At 74.0% G+C, this 18747-nt stretch carries 18 protein-coding genes and 1 riboswitch; of the genes, 6 read left to right on the top strand and 12 right to left on the bottom strand.

Annotation, left to right across the window (positions count from 1 at the left end; genetic code table 11):
• Positions 1-19 precede the first annotated feature (19 nt).
• Complete coding sequence (locus tag AB0K10_RS09165) at positions 20-292, top strand: hypothetical protein (protein ID WP_363681522.1); 273 nt, start codon at positions 20-22, stop codon at positions 290-292.
• A gap of 1102 nt (positions 293-1394) precedes the next feature.
• On the opposite strand, the gene AB0K10_RS09160 is transcribed toward AB0K10_RS09165, so the two are convergent.
• The 7 genes from AB0K10_RS09160 to AB0K10_RS09130 form a co-directional block, all read right to left on the bottom strand.
• The gene (locus AB0K10_RS09160) at positions 1395-1877 is read right to left on the bottom strand and encodes a phage tail protein (protein ID WP_363681520.1); all 483 of its coding nucleotides are present in this window, start codon (positions 1875-1877) and stop codon (positions 1395-1397) included.
• 3 nt (positions 1878-1880) lie between these two features.
• A complete protein-coding gene (locus AB0K10_RS09155) occupies positions 1881-3149 on the bottom strand; it encodes a phage tail sheath subtilisin-like domain-containing protein (protein ID WP_363681518.1) in 1269 nt (422 codons plus the stop codon).
• A gap of 23 nt (positions 3150-3172) precedes the next feature.
• Positions 3173-3871, bottom strand: a complete 699-nt coding sequence (locus tag AB0K10_RS09150) for a carboxypeptidase-like regulatory domain-containing protein (protein ID WP_363681516.1) — start codon at positions 3869-3871, stop codon at positions 3173-3175.
• The gene (locus tag AB0K10_RS09145; protein ID WP_363681514.1) at positions 3868-4476 is read right to left on the bottom strand and encodes a glycine zipper family protein; all 609 of its coding nucleotides are present in this window, start codon (positions 4474-4476) and stop codon (positions 3868-3870) included. Before AB0K10_RS09145 ends, AB0K10_RS09150 begins: the two co-directional genes overlap by 4 nt.
• A gap of 11 nt (positions 4477-4487) precedes the next feature.
• Entirely contained in the window at positions 4488-4823 is a 336-nt protein-coding gene (locus AB0K10_RS09140) for a hypothetical protein (protein ID WP_363681512.1), read from the bottom strand.
• A 116-nt stretch (positions 4824-4939) separates the two neighbouring features.
• A complete protein-coding gene (locus AB0K10_RS09135) occupies positions 4940-5743 on the bottom strand; it encodes a DUF3153 domain-containing protein (protein WP_363681510.1) in 804 nt (267 codons plus the stop codon).
• Between the two features lie 170 nt (positions 5744-5913).
• Positions 5914-7077 carry an FAD-dependent oxidoreductase gene (locus tag AB0K10_RS09130; protein ID WP_363681508.1) on the bottom strand — a complete coding sequence of 388 codons (1164 nt, stop codon included), beginning with the start codon at positions 7075-7077 and terminating at the stop codon, positions 5914-5916.
• Between the two features lie 66 nt (positions 7078-7143).
• Here AB0K10_RS09130 and AB0K10_RS09125 point away from each other — a divergent pair, with 66 nt between their 5' ends.
• On the top strand, positions 7144-7773 hold the full coding sequence (locus tag AB0K10_RS09125; protein WP_363681506.1) for a TetR family transcriptional regulator: 630 nt from the start codon (positions 7144-7146) through the stop codon (positions 7771-7773).
• Between the two features lie 22 nt (positions 7774-7795).
• Here AB0K10_RS09125 and AB0K10_RS09120 read toward each other — a convergent pair whose 3' ends face one another.
• Positions 7796-8725 (bottom strand): AraC family transcriptional regulator, encoded by a 930-nt coding sequence (locus AB0K10_RS09120; protein WP_363681504.1) that lies wholly within the window; start codon positions 8723-8725, stop codon positions 7796-7798.
• A gap of 91 nt (positions 8726-8816) precedes the next feature.
• Between AB0K10_RS09120 and AB0K10_RS09115 the strand changes: the two genes are divergently transcribed.
• Positions 8817-9941: an FUSC family protein gene (locus AB0K10_RS09115; protein WP_363681502.1), complete on the top strand. Its 1125-nt coding sequence runs from the start codon at positions 8817-8819 to the stop codon at positions 9939-9941.
• An 11-nt stretch (positions 9942-9952) separates the two neighbouring features.
• Here the strand turns inward: AB0K10_RS09115 and AB0K10_RS09110 are convergent, their stop codons facing one another.
• Positions 9953-10645, bottom strand: coding sequence for a phospholipase (locus AB0K10_RS09110; RefSeq protein WP_363681500.1), 693 nt, complete (start codon positions 10643-10645; stop codon positions 9953-9955).
• Between the two features lie 77 nt (positions 10646-10722).
• Entirely contained in the window at positions 10723-11715 is a 993-nt protein-coding gene (locus tag AB0K10_RS09105; protein WP_363681498.1) for a LacI family DNA-binding transcriptional regulator, read from the bottom strand.
• Positions 11716-11878: 163 nt separating this feature from the next.
• Between AB0K10_RS09105 and AB0K10_RS09100 the strand changes: the two genes are divergently transcribed.
• The gene (locus AB0K10_RS09100; protein WP_363681496.1) at positions 11879-13168 is read left to right on the top strand and encodes an MFS transporter; all 1290 of its coding nucleotides are present in this window, start codon (positions 11879-11881) and stop codon (positions 13166-13168) included.
• 79 nt (positions 13169-13247) lie between these two features.
• Positions 13248-14144: an aldo/keto reductase gene (locus tag AB0K10_RS09095; protein WP_363681494.1), complete on the top strand. Its 897-nt coding sequence runs from the start codon at positions 13248-13250 to the stop codon at positions 14142-14144.
• 67 nt (positions 14145-14211) lie between these two features.
• On the opposite strand, the gene AB0K10_RS09090 is transcribed toward AB0K10_RS09095, so the two are convergent.
• Both AB0K10_RS09090 and helR read right to left on the bottom strand, forming a co-directional pair.
• On the bottom strand, positions 14212-14874 hold the full coding sequence (locus AB0K10_RS09090) for a hypothetical protein (protein ID WP_363681492.1): 663 nt from the start codon (positions 14872-14874) through the stop codon (positions 14212-14214).
• An 18-nt stretch (positions 14875-14892) separates the two neighbouring features.
• Positions 14893-17055: an RNA polymerase recycling motor ATPase HelR gene (gene helR, locus AB0K10_RS09085; protein WP_363681490.1), complete on the bottom strand. Its 2163-nt coding sequence runs from the start codon at positions 17053-17055 to the stop codon at positions 14893-14895.
• Between the two features lie 254 nt (positions 17056-17309).
• Here helR and AB0K10_RS09080 point away from each other — a divergent pair, with 254 nt between their 5' ends.
• Entirely contained in the window at positions 17310-17645 is a 336-nt protein-coding gene (locus AB0K10_RS09080) for a hypothetical protein (RefSeq protein ID WP_363681488.1), read from the top strand.
• Positions 17646-18440: 795 nt separating this feature from the next.
• Positions 18441-18570: riboswitch (cobalamin riboswitch) on the top strand.
• The last annotated feature ends 177 nt before the right edge of the window (positions 18571-18747 follow it).

The following is an 18747-nucleotide window of genomic DNA, read 5'->3' as shown; positions in this document are numbered from 1 at the left end:
CCCGATCGAGGCGGTCCACGTGCGATGCGTCGAGTCCCGCCCCGGGCACCGTCCACAGCGGCCCGTCATCGGGCAGCGTCGGCCACCTGTCGACGGCGACCGTCTCGACCGGCGACGCCGGGAACGCTGTCGCGCGCGGGTCACGGTGGCCGCGCTGGTGGTGCTCGTCGCGGTGGTGCCCGGCGTGCCGCGTACCCCGCTCGCCGCCCGGCTGCGCCGGCTCGCCCGGCAGGTCGGGCCACCAACGGCCACCCACCCCGCCGTCGCCGGCGGTAGTACGAGATCTTGGTAGGAAAGTGCCCCCGGAGGGGCCGGAATCTTCCAAGATCTCCCGGGAGAGGGCCTCTCGGGGGGAGGGCCTGCCCGATGCGAGTCCGGGTACGGATGGGGTGTCGGCCCGCCGTGTCGATGCCGCCGTAGGGGCGGACGTTGCCGGCGCGGCCGAGTGCGGCGCTCCGTCCCGCCGATACTGTTCGCGACGGCGCCAGCCATCCGACAGCCGACGCGGCCAAAGCCGGCTCCCGTGCGAGGACGCTTCCGCCGCGCCACCCCCACCCGAAGCCCGAATGGCGTCGTCGGCGTCGCTCGGGCTGGCGCTGTCGGGGTGGGTGCCGTTCGGGTCGGCGCTGCTCGGGTTGGCACCGCCGATCCCTGAACGGCCCGGTCGGCCGGTCGCACCGGACGGCCGGCCCGACCTCCCGACCTCCCGCGTTGGCCGTCGGTCCCGCTGCCCGTCCCGCCTGGTCTCGTCCGCCCTGCCGGCGGCGTCCACCCCGCCGATCGTCGGGAAGCCGCCTGCCGTGGCGGGCCCGTCCGCTGCGCTGAGGTTGCCTGCTCTGCTGTGGTTCTCGGCCGTGCCGAGGCCGTCCGTCGTGTCGAACCCGTCTGCCGTGCCGAGCCCGTCTGCCCCCGGGCCACGGCCGCCACGCCCGCCTCGACCACTGCGATCGCCACGACCGCCTGCGCCGCCACGCCCGCCTCGACCACCACGACCGCCCTCGCCGCTGCGACCGTCTCGACCGCTGCGACCGGCAGGTTGCGTGGCCGTTCCGGCCGCACGCGGTCCGGCCCGGTCGCCGTGGGACCAGGACGACTCCCCGACAGAACCGAGCCGATCGTCCGCGATGGACTGGGCCGGGTCGGTCGACGCCGCGTCGTCGGCGTCGGACCCCGGGTGGTCGTCGCGGCTGCCTGCCCGGTCGGCGGTCGGACGGGACGGGTCGAGGTCCAGTTCGCGCAGCAGGCCGGGGGCGTGGGCGGCGACCAGGTTCAGCCAGTGCGCAGGCGGCTCCCCGAGACGACGCGGCGTCTCCGCAGGCACACCTGTGGTCTCGACGCGGCCGGCGAGGCGCTGCGTCGCGCCGGCCGCCGAGCGCAGCCGACCGGCCAGCCACCTACGCGGGCTTCGGCGCGGCGGCACCGCCGGTCTCCAACTCCAGGCCCTCGTAGCGCAGCGTCAGCGACGCGATGGCGATCTCGTGGCTGACCGTGTTGAGGTGCGCTCCGCGCCACCGGGTGGGCCAGGCGTCGATCAGGTTCCAGCGCAGCACCTCGGCGGTTCCGGCGGAGTCCAGCAGCACGACCGACACGTTGCGGCGGTTGAGGGTGCCCTGGGCGGTGGCGTTCACCCAGTCCCACAGCTCGCGGGACGCGGTGAGGCCGAAGTGCAGTGTCACCGGCTCGTACTCGGCCTGGCCGGGGACCATCCGCGTCGGTCCGGGGCCGTGCTCGCGGTACGGCTGCCCGGGGATGTTCACCTCCAGACCGCTCATCTCGGTGAAGTGGCCGTTGGTGACGCCGTTGATGAGGAGCCGGAAGTTGTACGCCCGGTACGGGTCGACCGGGGCGCCCGGCTGCGGGGTGGCTGTGGTGGGCATGTGTCAGCCTCCGATCGTCTCGGTCTCGGTGCCGCCGGCCCACTGGCTGAGCTTGAACACCACGAACTCGGCGGGCTTGACGACGGCGATGCCGATGTGGGCGATCACCATGCCGGCGTCGCGGACGTCCACCGGGTTGGTCTCCTCGTCGCACTTGACGAAGAACGCCTCCTCGGGGGTGCGCCCGAGCAGTGCCCCGTCGCGCCACACCCGGGTGAGGAACGCCCCGATGTCGCGCCGGATCGAGCGCCAGAGGGTGAAGTCGTTCGGCTCGAAGACCATCCAGCGGGTGCCGTTGGCGATGGCCTGCTCGATGGAGATGCTGAGGCGTCGTACGTTGAGGTAGCGCCACTCGCTGGCCTCGGCGGCGAGCGTACGGGCGCCCCAGACGCGGATGCCCTCGCCGGCGAAGTAGCGGATCACGTTGACGCCCTTGGGGTTGAGCACGTCGTGCTCCGATCGGGTGACCAGGTAGCCCAGGTTGACCGCGCCGCGGACGGGTTCGTTGGCCGGCGCCTTGTGCACGCCGCGCAGGGCGTCGGTGCGCGCCCAGATGCCGGCGAGGTGCCCGCTCGGCGGGGTGAGTTCCAACTCCCCGCTGATCGGGTCGCGCACCTGGAGCCACGGGTAGTAGAGCGCGCCGTACTCGGACTGGCGGGGCCGGTAGGCAGGCCCCTCGGGCCCACCCGAGCCACCCGGGCCAGCGGCGCTCGCGGAGCCAGCGCTGCCGGTGCCGGCGCCACCGCCCGGGCCGTCGCTCGGCTTGGGCGGCTTGCCGGACGACGGGGTGGCGACCCGGGTCAGCGCGGAGATGTCGTCGATGTCCGGCGCCGGGTCACAGATCGCCACCATGGTGCGGGTGCGCTCGGCCATGCTGAGCAGCGCCTCGTGGGACACCACGTCGTGAAAGCCCGGAGCGGCGATGATGGAGATCTCGTCGATGGCCTCCAGCAGTTGCAGGCCACCGCGTCGCTGGCCGGCGCCGGTGATGGCGCCGCCCTCGCCGACGTTCACCACCCAGCAGCGGGCGCCCCCGTTGTCCAGGAAACCGAACACGGCCCGGGCCAGCGGGGTGCTCTCGACCTCGTCGCCCTCGGCGAACAGCCGCAGGAACTCGGTCCAGTTGTTGACAGGTACCGCCTTGCCCAGGTGGGCGCCACGGTTCGGGGCGACGCCGACGAACGCGGCGATGCTGGTGCTCGCCGGTCCGATCGGTCGGGCGCCGCTGGGGACCTCCTCGACGTAGATGCCGGGGGAGAAGTAGCTGGGCATCGGTCCTCCTGTGCGGGTGGGCGTCAGTGGGTCGGTGGCGCGCAGACGATGACGATGTCGTCCTCGCCCGCGTCGACGTCGGCGGTGAGCACGAGCCCGCGTCCGCGCAGTCGCAGTCGTACCGGGCCGGGGTGGTCGGGGTCGTGCGGGACCCCGACGAGCAGGAACCGGCCGTCGGGGCCGGTGCGGGTCGCGGACGCCGTGCCGGGCAGCTCGACGCGCATCGCGGCGAGCGGCTGGTCCTCGGGGCCGACCACCCGCCCGGCGAGGGTGCGCATCGAGAGTTGCCGCAGCCGCAGCGGTTGCAGGACCGGCGGCGCGGCCGGAGTCGGGTGGTCCACCTGCGCCGGCACGTCGATCAGCAGCGCCGGGCGGGGCGCGGCGCCGAACGCGCTCCACAGCGGCGCGTCGCCGGCCTCCAGCACCACCGGGTAGCTGCCGTCGCTGGTCGCGGAGGTGAGCACCCGGTCCAGGAGTGCCGGCCCGGCTGGCCCGGCCACGCAGAGCAGGTGGCGGACCGTGAACCGGTACGGCTCACGAACCGCGCCGCTGGAGCGCGTCTGCTGGGCCGGGCGCAGCTCCAACGGCCACAGGGTCAACCCGTCGGCGTCACCGTACGCGCGGGGCGGTCCGATCGGGACGGTTGTCCCCGCCGCGCTGGTCAGCCATGCGGCCAGCTCGGCGGTGGCCGTCTCGATCGGTCCGCGCCCGTCGGTGGTCATCGCGGCGGCGTCCCCTGGATCCGGTACGCGATTGCCTCGTTCCACACGTGCGGGTAGACGCCGATCTCGAAGTAGCGGGTGAACCGGTTGATCGGCGCGTTGGTGTGGTCGTGGTAGAGCAGCCAGATCGGCGCGATGGTGAACAGCACGTAGTTCGCCAGCACCAGCGGGATGTAGAGCGGGCCGAGGAGGCGTCCCTGGAAGATGTGCACGTCCTCGTGGCGTTGGATGCCCGAGCTGGAGCCGGCGCAGACCGTGCCGATGGTGGTGGCGTAGCGGGGTGAGACGCCCTCGACCACGCTGACCCGGCCGCTGGCCGACGAGGTGGGCCGGTCCAGCGAGTGCCCGAAGATCAGGTGCACGGCCAGGTAGATCGCCCCGACGGCCGTGTTGAGCAGGCTCCACGTGTGGTCGACGACGAAGAGGAAGATGCCGCGGGCGTCCGCCGCGTACACCCCGGCGGAGGTGACCGCCCAGCCGAACACCGCGCCGACCAGCAGGCCCACGACGGCGCCGATGAGCAGGCCGACCGGGCCGCCGGCCAGGAGGCCGAGGACGGCGCCGAGAGCCACCTGGATCGCCGCGCTGAGAATTCCGAAGATCATGACGTCACTCCTCAGACCCACGAGCGGAAGAGACGGGGCTCGCGACCGCTCGCGAGCTGGGCGGGTGTCGCCTGCCGGTTGCCGGGCGGGAACTGGCTGACGCCGAGCGCCGCGGAGAAGATCACCAGCGCGTTGAAGAAGGCGATGACCCACTTCTCGCCGCCGGCCTCGTCGGCGAACGCCGCGGTCAGGTAGGACAGCAGCAGCGCGATCGCGATGGCGATCCACTTGCGGAGCTTGTCGCCGCTCGGGCCGATGAGCCCGCCGATGACGTTTGTGGCCAGCAGGGTGGCGGCGCTCGCGCCGGCGATGGTCCCCAGGGCGGCCCAGGTGAAGAGATCGTTCACGGCGATCCCCCTTTTCTGCGATGGTGCGACCGGGATGTGGTGGTGGTGAGGGCCGGTCGCCGTCGTCGCGGGCGGCCGGGGCCGGACGTGGCCGGCGGGGCCGGCCACCGGATGGATCAGCCGGGCCCGGGAGCACCGGCGGGCGGGCCCGGCGCGGTCGGCCCGGGTGTGGTCGGCCCGGATGCGGTCGGACCGGGTGCGGCCGGCGCCGTCGGGCGACGGCGACGCAGCAGGAGTACGCCCACCGCGGCCAGAACCAGCAGGAGGACGACACCGCCGACGACGAGGACCCAGGGGAACCCGCCGTCCTCGGCGACGGCGACCGGCGACGCCGAGGGTCGGGGCGGCGCCTCGGCGACGGCGCGCAGCTCGGTCGGCTTGGGTTGGTTGGCGTCCACCTTCCACGTCACCGACCGACCGTTGACGGTGCCATTGGTGTCGATCACCCGGCCGGGAAATGTCACCGAGATCTCGAACGACATCAGCGTGAGGAACGCCTGCTGCTGCTGCGGATTCTGTTGGGCTACTTTTCCGCCGTATTTCTTCGGATCGAGCGGCAATGTGAAGCGGTAGAAATCGCCGTCTCGGACCAGTTTGACGCTCTCGCTGTCGAAGCCCGCCAGCGGCGCCTTGCGGTAATTGATCTGGCTGCCGAAGAATTTGCCGTCCTCGTAGCCGGTCTCCTCGCCGGGAGGCAGCGCGGGAATGTTCTGCCGCAGCTCCGCGAACGCCAGCGAGATGTTCTTGTTCCGGGCGGTCAGCACGGACTTCTCGGCGGTCAGCAGCAACTGCCCGTCGACCGTGTCGTCGGCGTTGACGGTGAGCCCCATGTTGAGCTGCATGCAGCCGCTCAGAACGGCGAGAAGAAGGAGACACGCCGCGACGCGGAGTGCCCTGCCGCGGTTAACTCTCCTGTTCATGGGGCCAGTGTGTGTGATCGGTTTCACCATCGGCAGTCAGTGATCGGTCACATCGCAGTCGCCGATTGTACCGGTGTGCTGTCGCCTTTACCCGGGGCCGACAATCGCGCAATTGACTAAACTGGAGCTTTGCGTCCGTCGCGCCCAATCCTGATCTTTGTGGCCCGAGTTCAGTCCCGCGGGGGTCGCCAGTCGGCGGACCACGTCATGCTCCGCAACAGCGCGCGGGGCGGGGTGAGGCGCAGTGCGGCGGCGCGCACGGCGAGCGCGAGGGGGTTGCGCAGTTGTTGGCCGTACCGCCCCGCGCGCAGCGAGGCGCGGGCGATGGCCTGAGTGCGGGGGCGGCGCTGCTCGTCGTACGCCGCCAGGGCCGCCGGCAACCCCTCCGCGCCGCCGGAGCAGGCCGCGCCGAGCACTACCGCGTCCTCGATCGCCTGGCCGGCGCCCTGCCCGAGGTTCGGCGTCATGGCGTGGGCCGCGTCGCCGAGCAGCGCCACCCGTCCCCGCACGTACGAGGGCAGCGGCGTGGCGAGGTGGTGGATGTCGTTGCGCAGGACGACCCCGGGTGGGGTCGCCGCCAGTAGCGCGGGAATGGGCTCGTGCCACGCGCCGAAGTGGTCCCGTACGGCCGCCAGCTCGTCCGGGGCGTGGCCGCCGGGCGGGGCGGTGATCGCCCCGTACCAGTAGAGCCAGCCCTCACCGATCGGCACCATGCCGAACTCGGCGGCCGGCCCCCAGGTGATCGCCGTCGGGATCGGGTCGGGGAACGCGATGGCGGCCCGCCAGGTCGTCGAGCCCGCGTAGACCGGGGCGGGGATCTCCGGCCAGAGCTGGGCGCGCAGCCGGCTGCGCAGGCCGTCGGCGCCGACCACCAGGTCGGCGTCGAGGGTTCCGGGGCCGTCGGGGCCGCGGTAGCGCACCGTGGCGTGGTCGGTTTCGGACTCGACCTGCTCGACCTCGGCCCCGGTGTGCAGCGACGAGGCGGGCAGCGCCTCGCGCAGGATGCGGTGCAGGGTGGCCCGGTGGATGCCGAGCGCGCTGGTGCCGAGCTGCCGGATCATCTCCGCCGCGTCCACCCGGGACAGCCACCGTCCCCGCCGGTCGCGGACCCCGCCGGGCGCCTCGGCGTGCACGGTTGACCGCAGGGCCGGGCTCAGGCCGAGGGCGTCCAGGGCGCGCAGCGAGTTTGCCATCAGGGTCAGCCCGGCGCCGACCTCGCGCAGTTCGGGGGCGCGTTCCAGCACGGTGACCCGCCACCCGCGCCGGTGCAGGGCGAGCGCCGCGCTCAGCCCACCGATGCCGCCGCCGACCACTACCGCGTGCGGTTCGTCCATGTCGTCCACCCTTCTACACCTGTAGAAGAGTGATACTACAGCCGGACCTCTACCGAAAGGAGACCCGTGACGGCCCGCGCCAACCGGATCGCGCTGCTTACCGACGCGGCCATCGAGCTGATCGCCGACGGCGGCATGCGGGCGCTGACCCACCGGGCCGTCGACGCCCGCGCCGGGCTGCCGGCCGGCACCACCTCGGCGTACCTGCGCACGCGGCAGGCGCTGATCGAGGCGGTGGTGGCACGCCTCGCCGAGCGGGACCGGACCGACCTGGCCGCCTACGACCTGCCGACCGAGCCGCCCTCCCCGACGCCGGGTCCCCGGCTCGACGGCGACGACCTCGACCGGCTCGCCACCGGGGTGGCCGAGGTGCTCGACCGCTGGCTGAGCACCGGACGCAGCCGGACGCTGGCCCGCTACGCCTGTCTGCTGGAGGCGGTCCACCGCCCCGAACTGCGCGGCATCCTGCAACACGGCACCGGCATGCGGGCGCAGGCACGGGACCTGCTGACCCGGAGCGGGGCCACCGACCCCGACCGGCAGGGCGACCAGTTCGTCGCCTTCGTCGACGGGCTGCTCTTCGACCGTCTGGTCGGCGCGGGCGCGCTCACCGCCCCGCCCCCCGGCGACCCGACCAGCCGCGCCGACCTCGCGAACGCCGTCCGCACGCTGCTGCGCGCCCTGACCGGAAACTGAGCTCGCGGAGGGGTTCAGGCGGTCAGGCGCCGATCCGGTGCTCGCGCGGGCTGATTCCCCGGACCCGACGAAACGCCGTGCTCAGCGCGTACGGGCTGGCGTAGCCGACCCGACGGGCCACCGCGCCCAGCGTGGCGTCCGGTTCGCGCAGCAGGTCGGCGGCGAGCGCCAGCCGCCATCCGGTCAGGTACGCCATCGGCGGTTCGCCGACCAGCTCGGTGAAGCGGCGGGCCAGCACCGCCCGGGAGACACCCACCTCGGCGGCGAGCGCCGCGACCGTCCATCCCCGGGCCGGGTCGTCCTCCAGCAGCCGTAGGGCCGGGCCGACCACCGGGTCGCCGGCCGCCCGGAACCAGCCCGGCGCGGCATCCGGCCGGCCGAACCAGGTGCGCAGGGCGTCGATGAGCAGCAGGTCCAGTAGCCGGTCCAGCACCGCCGCCTGGCCGGGCGCGTCCCGGGTCACCTCCTGCGCGAGCAGTGGCACCAGCGGGCCGCGCCCCTCGTCGGCGGGGACCACCAGCAGCGGCGGCAGCGCGCCGAGCAGCCGCCGGCTCACCGCGCCGGGCAGCTGGTACGTCCCGGTCAGCAGCACCGTCGACCCGTGCGGGCCGGTGCCCCAGGTGCGTACGCCAAGCGCCATCGACTCGGTAAGCGGCTCCCCGCGCAGGGTGGTGCAGCGCTGACCGGGGTGGATCACCACCTGCGGTGGAGTACGCGGATCGTCCGCCACGAGGTAGCCGTCCGGCCCGCGCAGCACCGCCACGTCGCCGGGACGCAGCGTCGCGGCCGGGGCATCGTCCGGCACCAGCCAGGCGGCGCCGCGCACGAGCGCCACCACGGTCAGGGGCGCCCGGTCCTCGATCCGCAGCGCGTACGGCGGGTCGAACACCGAGCGCAGCAGGAAGGCGCCCCGGGCGCGGGGACCGTCGAGCAGCCCGGTGAGCGGGTCCATCGCGCGATGGTAGACGATCGCGAGGGGCGTACCGGGCCGCCGTGATCGTGGACGGCCCGGCATGGAGTCGAGGTGGCGGGAGGTGGGGGCGATGGCGTGGTTCGGGGGCCTGCGGGTCGCCGGTCACCGGCTGCGGCAGGGTTGGCGGCCGGTGCTGGAGGCGACAGTCGCGGCGACAGTCGCCTGGCTGCTCGCCACCCGCCTGCTCGGGCATCCGCAGCCCTTCTTCGCGCCGGCCGCCGCGCTGATCGTCCTCGGACAGGCGCGGGGTCAGCGCATCCGCCGAGCCGTCGAGGTCGTCCTCGGGGTGGCCGCCGGGGTGCTCGTGGCGGACCTGGTCGTGCAGGCACTCGGCCCGGGCAGCACGTGGACGGTAGGCACTGTCATCCTGCTCACCGTCCTGCTCGCGGTCGCCTTCGGCGCCACCGGCGTGACCCTGGTCCAGGCCGCGGTGTCCGCGCTCTACCTGGTGGTGGTCGCGCCGCCGGACGGCTCGCTGGTGCCGTTCCGCTTCGTCGACGCGCTTGTCGGCGGCACTGTCGCGCTCGCCGCCAGCCTTCTCGTCGACGCCCGCCACCCGCTCGCCCCGCTCGTCGCCGAGGTGCGCCGCGCCTTCGACGAGCTGGCCGACCTGCTGGGCGAGATCGCCGACGCGCTGGACGGACGCGACGAGGCGGCGGCGCTGGCCGCGCTGACCCAGGCCCGGGGCATGGACGCCCGGGTCGACGGACTGCGCGAGGGCGTGCTCGCCGCCGGTGAGGCGCTGCGGCTCAACGTGCGTCGCCGCCGGCACATCGGCCGGCTGCGGTCGGTGGACGAGTCGATCCGGCAGACCGACTACGTGGTCCGCAACGTCCGGGTGCTGGCCCGCGCCGGGGTGACGCTCAGTCGACTGCGGACCCCGACGCCGCCCGAGCTGGGCGAGGCGCTGCGCTGCCTGGTCGAGGCCGTCCGGGAGGCCGGCGCGGCGCTCGCCGCCGACCTGGACGGGCAGGAGGAGGCTGCCGACCGGCACGCCGTTCGGGCCGACGCGGCGGCGCTGGCCGCCGTCCGCACGGCCGGGCAGCTCTTCGGGTCGACCCAGACCCTCCCACTAGCCATGATCATCGGTCAGGTCCGGGCGACGGCCATCGACCTGCTGCGGGGCGTGCACCCCGACGACGACGCGGCCGTCCTGGCCCGCGTGGACGAGGCCCTCGGTCTCCCCGCCGTCTGACCCCCGGCCGATCAGCGGGCGTCTTCGCCGGTGAGCCACTCGGTGGCGCTCGCGCGGATCGGGGCGGGGATGTCGTGGCCGCCGGGGAACTCCTCGTAGGTGACGTCATAGCCGAGGCCGCGCAGGTGGGGCACGAAGCGGCGGCTGCACACGTCGATCGGCAGGACGCGGTCGTCCACCCCGTGCGAGACGAAGATCCGCGGCCGACCGCGGGTGACAGGCGGCGCGGCGAAGCCGGGGGAGAAGGCCAGCACCGCGTCCACCAGGCCGCCGTTGGCCAGGCCCAGCGAGAGGGCGTACGACGCGCCGTCGGAGAACCCGCCCAGCGTCACGTCGCGGACGGGATAGCCGTCGAAGGCGCTGGCCAGCAGCGCGTCGATGTGCTGCACGTCCACCCCGAATCCGCCGGCGATCAGGTCCCAACTCGCCGCCGACGACTGCGGGGCGACAAGCAGCAGGTGGTGCGCGTCCGCCACCGGCAGCAGCTGGTCCAGGCCCTGCCGCGCGGAGCCGCCCGCCCCGTGCAGCAGCACCACCAGCCGGTACGCGACGCCGTCGGCCGCCGGCTCCGGCACGTACGTCATCGCCGGCCGGCCACCGTCACCGCCGGGTAGCGGCACCAGACCGGTGGGACCTGACAGCACCGGCGGGTGCGGACGTGTGGTCAACAGGCCGTGCCGGGGATCCGGCGCGGAGTTGGACACGGGTCACCATTCCTCGCGGTCGACTGCAGGTGCGAGGCGGTTACCCGACCGACCGCCGCTTAACCGGCGGCCGGCGTTCAGGCGCTGTCGCGGGTCACCAGGGCGGACGGGAAGAGCGTCACCGGCGCGGCCGGGCGGCCGGCCAGCACGGCGGTGGCCGCCGCGGTGGCGATCCGGCCCACCGGGTGGCTCGCGGTGGTCAGCGCCGGCGCGGTCATGCCGGCCAGCGGGATGTCGTCGAAACCGGCCACCGCGACGTCACCCGGCACCCGCACACCGCCGTCGCGTAGCGCCGCGATGACCCCGAACGCGGTCTCGTCGCTGATCGCGTAGATCGCGTCCACGTCCGGCCAGCGGCGCAGCGCCTCGCCGGCCGCCGCCCGGCCACGCGCCGCCGTGAAGTCGCCGTCCACGACCCGCTCGGGCAGGCCGGCCTGGCGCATCAGGTGGCGGTACGCCTGCACGGGGCGCTGCGAGCACGGCAGCCACGCCGGGCCGGTCACCATGGCGATCCGGCGGCGGCCCGTCGCGTACAGGTGGCGCAGCACCGCGCCCGCGCCGGCGGTGTTGTCGACGTCGAAGGACGGCACCTCGGCCGAGCCGATGCCGATGGAGGCGACCCGGCCGTGCAGCGACCGGGGTACGGCGTCCAGCAGCGCCTCGGTGGTGTTGACAAGTACGACGCCGCACACGCTGCGGTCGGCGGCGAGCTGCTCCAGGCCGCGTGGGTCGCCCAGCGGCAGCCAGTGCAGCGCCACCCCGACGCCGGCCGGCGCGCACACCCGGGCCGCCGAGCCGACCACCCGGTGGACGTACGGGTCGTCAAGCACTGCCGCGCTTGTCGCCGCGGCGGCCACCACCAGCCGTACGCCGCCGCCGCCGCGAACCAGCGCCCGGGCGGCCGGGTTGGGCACGTAACCGAGCTGGTCGGCGGCCGTCACCACCCGCTCCCGGGCGGCCGGTGAGGCGAACCCCGTCCCGGCGATCACCCGCGAGGCGGTGGACCGGGAGACCCCGGCGGCCCGGGCGACGTCATCCAGAGTGGCCGGCCGGAATGCCGCTGCCGTCATCGTGCCCTCCCCACGGCGCCCACCCGGAGCGGGCGTACGCCTGCCCGGAATCATCCCCCGACCTGCGTGCCGCCGGTAAGGGGTGGCGGCCCGCTTGTGGTGGAAGCGCTCTCAGGTGTGCGATCGTGCCAGGAGATCACCCCGAGGAAGAGGACCCACAGCTGTGAGCGCCCCCACCAGCCCGGCCGTCGCCCCGGACACCACCGTTCCGGCACGCATCGTCCGGCTCGCCCGCAACGGCGTCGCCGTCACCTTCACCCTGAACGGCCTGGCCGTCGGCAGCTGGTTCTCCCGGGTGCCGGCCGTCCGCGAGGCGCTGGACCTCTCCGCCGGACGCCTCGGGCTCCTGCTGCTGGCGATGAGCGTGGGCGCGCTGCTCGCCATGCCGACCTCCGGGCTGCTCGCCCAGCGCCTCGGCTCGGCCCGCAGCGTGACGATCGCCACCGTGCTGGTCGCGGTCGGCCTGGTCGTGGCCGGTCTGGGCGCGACGGTCGCCGGGTCGGCAGTCGTCGTCGGGCTGGGGCTGGTGGCCTTCGGCTACGGCTCCGGCGCGTGCGACGTGGCCATGAACGTCGAGGGCGCGACTGTGGAGCGGCGGTTGGGGCGTACCGTCATGCCCCGTTTCCACGCGGCCTGGAGTCTCGGCTCGGTGGCCGGCGCGGGCCTCGGCGCCGGGGCCGCTCGCCTGGACGTGCCGGTCGGCGCGCACCTCGCCGCCGTCGCGGTGGTGGTGCTCGTCGGCACCGTGCTCGCCTCCCGGATGTTCCTGCCCCAACCGGCCGTCGACGCGGCCAACCAGACGGCGGACACCAGCCCGGCCGGCCGCCGTCGCGCGCAGCTCGCCGCCTGGCGTGAGCCGCGCACCCTGCTCGTCGGGCTTTTCGTGCTGGTGGCGGCGTTCGCCGAGGGCAGCGCCAACGACTGGCTGGCTGTCGCTTTCGTCGACGGTCGGGACCTGAGCGAGGCGGCCGGAGCGGCGGTCTTCGGCGTGTTCGTCGTCGGTATGACCCTCGGACGGACCGCGGGCACCGTCGCGCTGGACCGCTGGGGTCGGGTACCGGTGCTCAGCGGCACCCTCCTGCTCGCCGCTGCCGGCGCCACTCTGGCCGTGCTGGCCGGCTCGGGACCGGTGGCCATCGTCGGCGTCGCGCTGTGGGGCCTCGGCGCGTCGCTGGGCTTCCCGGTCGGCATGAGCGCGGCGGCCGACGAGGAGGCGCACGCGGCGGTGCGGGTCAGCGTGGTGGCGGTGATCGGTTACACGGCCTTCCTGGGCGGGCCGCCGCTGCTGGGCCTGCTCGGTGACCAGGTCGGCACCCTGCGGGCGCTGCTGGTGGTGCCGCTGCTGCTCCTGCCGACGCTGGCGCTGGTGCCGGCGCTGCGCCCGCCGCGGACCGGCGAGCCGGCGCCGGCAGCGCGGGAAACGGCCGACGAGTCGGCTCCGGCAGCACAGTAAAACTAGCCCGGATCGGGGTTCGGCGGTATCGGGTGCGCGGCCGAGTGCGCCGCGTGCCCGCGCTGGCTACGGTCGCCCGATGCCAACCGACGAGATCACCGCCGCCGCGGCGGGCAGCTGGACCCTGGGCGACCGCACCGTGCATCGGATGGGCTTCGGCTCGATGCGGATCACCGCGAACCCCGACCGCGAACGGGCGATCGCGGTGCTGCGCCGTGCCGTGGAACTGGGCGTCAACCACATCGACACGGCCGCCTTCTACGTCTCACCCGGCGGCACCCTGCGGGTGGGCACCGGCCCCGCCCGCTACGCCACCGAGCTGATCCGGGCGGCGCTCGCCCCGTACCCCGAGGACCTGGTCATCGCCACCAAGGTCGGCTTCGGCTACGACCCGGTGACCGGATTCACCGAGGCGGTCACCGGGGAACAGCTCCGCGCCCAGGTCGAGGAGAACCTGCGCCGCCTCGGCCGCGACGAGTTGGACGTGGTGAACCTGCGCCTGGGCCGGGGACCCGGCCCGGTGCCGCTGGCCGAGCGGTTCGGCGCTCTCGCCGAGCTGCGCGCCGCCGGCCTGATCCGGCACCTCGGGCTGTCCAACGTCCGGCCCGAGCAGCTGGACGAGGTGGCGGGCATCGCGCCCGTGGTCTGCGTACAGAACAACTACGGCGTGGACGCGTACCGGGAGCAGGACGCGTTCGTGCGCGCCTGCGGCGAGCGGGGTATCGCCTACGTGCCCTTCTTCGCGCTGGCCGGCACCAATCGGGAGGCGGGCGCGAGCGCCGCGCAGGGCGCGGCCGTCGAGGTGGTCGCCCGGGCCCACGGCGTCACCCCCCAGCAGGTACGCCTGGCCTGGACGCTGCACCAGGGCCCGCACGTCCTCGCGATCCCCGGCACGGGCGACAAGGCCCACCTGGAGGAGAACATAAGGACCGCCGCCCTGCGCCTGACCCCCGAAGACCTAACCCACCTGGCCTGAGCCCTGCCCCCGGTGATCATGAAGTTATTGTCGTCGATGCCGGCGTGTCGCGCCCATAACTTCATGATCACCGGAGCCAGACCCGGAGGGGGCCCGCGGGACGGAAGCCGGCTCGTCGGGCGGGTGGTAGGTCGGGGGCGGTCTCGTAGCCGACCACTGTGACGCCGGGCCGGGTGGCGACGACCCCACGCCAGATCGAGGCGGGGTCGCCGGTGGTGGCGAACACATTGGAGACGCCGGACGGGTCGTCGCCGCTGACCACCGCCCCGCCGACGACCGCGCCCGACTCGTCGTGGCGGGCCAGCACGCGGATGCGCGGGTCGGCCAGCAGCTCCGGGCGGAACAGCTCTCCGCCGCCGTGCGCGCCAGCCCAGGCCGCCAGCCCTTCCGGGCTGGTGACCGGAGTGAGCGGCGGGCTGGCCGGCGGGTCGGTGGGCGGGCGGTGGATCCACTGCGCCTCGAAGAGCACCCGGAATCCGTACGCCGATAGGTCGAGGTCGGCGAAGCTGTCCTTCACCGATGCGCCGGCCCCGGCGTCGATCCGCGCCAGCAGCGCTGCGGGGTCGACGCCGGGGCGCAGGGTGACGGCGTCGGGATACCACTGTGGGGAGCGGCGGGGCACCGACCACGCGTCGGCGTCGATCCGGCCGGTCAGCCCGTGGCTGGCGCACACGGCGGCGCACCAGTGCGCGTTGTCGTGCGCCGCCGCCTCCCGCACGTCATTCGACACGTCCCGCAGCCTACGAGGTCAGGAGTTGGCGAGGACGACGAGTCGCTGGGTCGCGCGGGTCATCGCGACGTACCTGTCGACAGCCCCCTGGATGCCCTCGCCGAACGTCTGCGGGTTGACGAGGACTACCAGGTCGAACTCCAGCCCCTTGGACAGCTCCGGGGTCAGCGACCGGACGCGATCAGTCGTCGGTCGGTACGTGGGCTCTCCGATGACGCAGGCGATCCCGTCGGCGTGCTCCGCGAGCCAGCCGTCGACGATCGCGTCCAGGTCGTGGACCGATCCGTGGGCAACCGGGATGCCGTTGGCGCGGATCGACGTCGGCACGTTCGCGTCCGGGAGGACGGCCCGGATGACCGGTTCGGCCTGCGCCATGACCTCCTGCGGCGTCCGGTAGTTGATGCTCAGCGAGGTCATGGTGACCCGGTCGAGCCCGATGCGCCCCAGTCGTTCCTGCCACGACTCCGTGAACCCGTGCCGGGCCTGGGCGCGGTCCCCGACGATGGTGAAGCTGCGCGACGGGCAGCGCGACAGCAGCATCTGCCACTGCGCGTCGGTCAGCTCCTGCGCCTCGTCCACGACGACGTGCGCGAACGGGCCGGCCAGCAGATCCGGGTCGGCGCGGGGCAGGACTGCCTCGTCGACGAGCGCGTCCTGCAGATCCAGTTGACGCAGGCTCGACAGCACGCCCTCACCGTCGTCGTAGGCGTGCGCCTCGATCAACTCGTCGACGACAGTGGCCATGCGCGCGCGTTCGGCGGCGATGGTGGCCTCGTGGCGGCGGGCACGCCGGGACGCCTCCGGGTCGCCGAGCCGCTGCCGTGCCGCGTCGAGTAGCGGCAGGTCGGACACCGTCCAGGCGCGGGCGTCCGCGCGCCGCAGCCGACGGATGTCGTCGGGGCCGAGCCAGGGAGCGCACCGGCGTAGATAGGCGGGCACCGACCACAGGTCCGCGACGATGTCGGTCGCATCGAGCAGCGGCCAGGCGTTGTGGAACGCCGTACGCAGGTCGCGGTTGCGCAGCAGCGACAGGCGTACCAGCTCGTCCGACTCGTCGCCGTCGTACTTCCCGAGCAGGATCGCCAGCAGCTCCGCCCAGATCTCCTCCCGCGCCTCGTTGTGCGGGGTACCGGGTCCGGGCGCCTCGAACGCCTGAGCCCAGTCGTCCGCGCTCAGCCGCAGGTCGGTGTCGCCGGCCGTGACCGTCGTCGGCGTGGTCGGCGGCTCCTCGTAGAACCGCACGGCCGCCTCGATCGCCCGCACCAGGTCGGCGGAGGACTTCAGGCGGGCCACCTCCGGGTCGGCCTCCACGGTCGCCGCGGCACCCTCGGGGACCAGGTCGCGCAGGGTGCAGGTCTGCACGTCCTCCTCGCCGAGGCTGGGCAGGACGTCGGCGACGTACGCCAGGTAGGGCTGGTGCGGCCCGACGAACAGCACCCCGCCGCGGCGCTGGCCGAGGCGCGGGTCGGAGTAGAGCAGGTACGCGGTGCGATGCAGGGCCACGACTGTCTTGCCGGTGCCCGGACCGCCGTCGACGACGAGGGCGCCCCGCGATCCGGCCCGGATGATGGCGTCCTGGTCGGCCTGGATGGTGCCGAGCACGTCGCGCATCCGGGCCGACCGGTTGCCGCCGAGGCTGGCGATGAACGCGGACTGGTCGTCGAGCGCCGCGTGCCCCTCGAACCCGTCCGGGGTGAACACCTCGTCCCAGTAGTCGCGGATCCGGCCGAGGGTCCAGCGGTACCGGCGGCGGCTGGCCAGGCCCATCGGGTTGGCGTGGGTAGCCCCGAAGAACGGCTCGGCGGCCGGGGAGCGCCAGTCGAGCAGCAGCCGACGACCGCCCCCGTCGGTGAGGCCGAATCGCCCGATGTAGACGGGCTCGGGGTCGTCGGCGCTGACGATGCGTCCGAGGCACAGGTCCAGGCCGAAGCGGCGCAGGGCCCGCAGGCGACCGGTCAGCCGCCGGACCTCCTCGTCCCGGGCGACCGCCTGGCGGCCCTTGCCGGCGGGTGCCCGGCGCTCGGCGTCGAGGCGGTCGGACAGGTCCGCGATCGACTGCTCCAGGCTCGCCGCGATGGCGGCGAAGTGCTGCTCGTCACGGGCGATCAGCGCCGGATCGGCCTTGGCGGCGAGGTTGTCGGGAAGGTCGAACACGGCGTCCGCCGCCGACGACTTGTGCATGTGCTGGCTCCCGTTTCCGCAGGTCCTGGCCTTGGACGGGCAATTCTGCGGTACACCTGGGGCCTTGCCGCAAGTCCCCCCATGCGGTATATGTTGGATATGGCGGGAGGTGTGTCGCCCCTCCCGCGCGCCGCGTGTCCCTGTGGCCCGCTTTCCCTGCGGCCCGGCGATCCAGATTTCTCCCACCCGGCGCGCAGCCCATTGCCAGGAATCGGTGCTGAACTGGAGAGGCGTCCGAGGAGAGAGGGCTGGGCATGAGCTGGTTCAACAGGCGGTCACGGGGCGCCGAGGCGACCCCGACGAAGCTGGACCGCGAGGCCACCCGGGACGACCTCGCCGCGCTGGAGGCATTCGTCGCCAGCCGTCGGGGAGTGGAGTTCTACCTGGAACCGGAGACCACCGCGACCGACACCACGGTGGTGGCGATCGCCCACGACGGCGAATGGATCCGCCGCCGCACCGGCACACCCCGCGCCGCAGGCGCCATCGCGCGCAAGCACGCGGTTCCGCTGTACGAGGCGGCCCGCACCGGCTACCCGGAACGGATGCGCACTTGGAACCGGGCGCACCCGGAGCGTCACGCCCGCTGATCGCCGGAGCGGCGACGCCCGTTGGCCGTTGGAGCGGCGACGCCCGCTGGCCCCGATCAGCCGTCACGCCCGCTGATCGGGGTGCCGCCCAGAGTCGGTTGTTCTGCGCGGAGGCGAGCGCCGCTCGGCCCTTCGCGGGTGGTGGTCGATGCCTTTGGAGCTGATGCGGTTGACGACATCGCCGTGGGAGCGAACCGACCGACTGGCGCGCGGCTCAGGAAAGCCCAGGTGCGGTGGACCGGTCGGATGCGTTGGACGGGTCGGGTGCGGTGGACGGGGCTGGCGCGGTGGACGGGTCACGAAGCGGGTGGGCTCGCGGCAGTGGGCGGGAGCCGGGAAGCGGGAGGCAGGGCGATCGGGGCTCGCGGCACCGAACGGCGGTCAGGGAGCGAGAGTCAGAGCGATGTCGCCCACGACATCAGCTCCAAAGGGCCCACGTACCCTCACCCTCCCGCTGGCGGGAGCGCCCTGCGACCGGCTGGCCCTGCGACCGGCTGGCCGGCCCTGCGACCGGCGGCCTCGCGACGTCGGCATCCGCAGGGTCGGCGAGTGGCGGCGTGTGCGCCTGCCGCAGACGTGCGCTCATGACGTGGGACGGCGTGAGACGGCGTGGGACGACGTGGGACGGCGTGAGACGACGTGGGGCGACGTGGGACGACGTGGGACGGCGTGAGACTCGTGACGTGAGACTCGTCGCGCCGCCGCTCCGGAGCAGGTGAGCGCGGCCGGCGGTGCCGCGACCTGCGTTGACCGGCGGCGCTGCCGTGTGGCAGCATTCGCGGCCTGACGGCAGTGAAGGAAGTCGGTGCGAATCCGACGCGGTCCCGCCACTGTCACCGGGGAGCGATCCCCCCTCGCGAGTCACGGCCGTGTGTCTGCGGTTGGAAGGCCGGGGGAGAGCGTCGATCCGGAAGCCAGGATACTTCGGCCGTCGGGACGTACCCCAGGGCGTGGACACCCGAGGAGGACCCGATGACGCTTGGCGTCTCCATCATCGACGGCGCGTGCCGTTCCCCGCACCGCGGCCGTGTCGTCGCCGCGATCGGCATCGACTCCGTTCACTGCTGAGTTCCGGACCGCGCCGCCCGTCGTCCCCGGCCGT

This window comes from Micromonospora sp. NPDC049274 (genome assembly GCF_040678875.1).
In the GTDB taxonomy this organism is placed as follows: Bacteria; Actinomycetota; Actinomycetes; order Mycobacteriales; family Micromonosporaceae; genus Micromonospora.
This window is presented reverse-complemented; position numbering and strand designations above follow the sequence as displayed.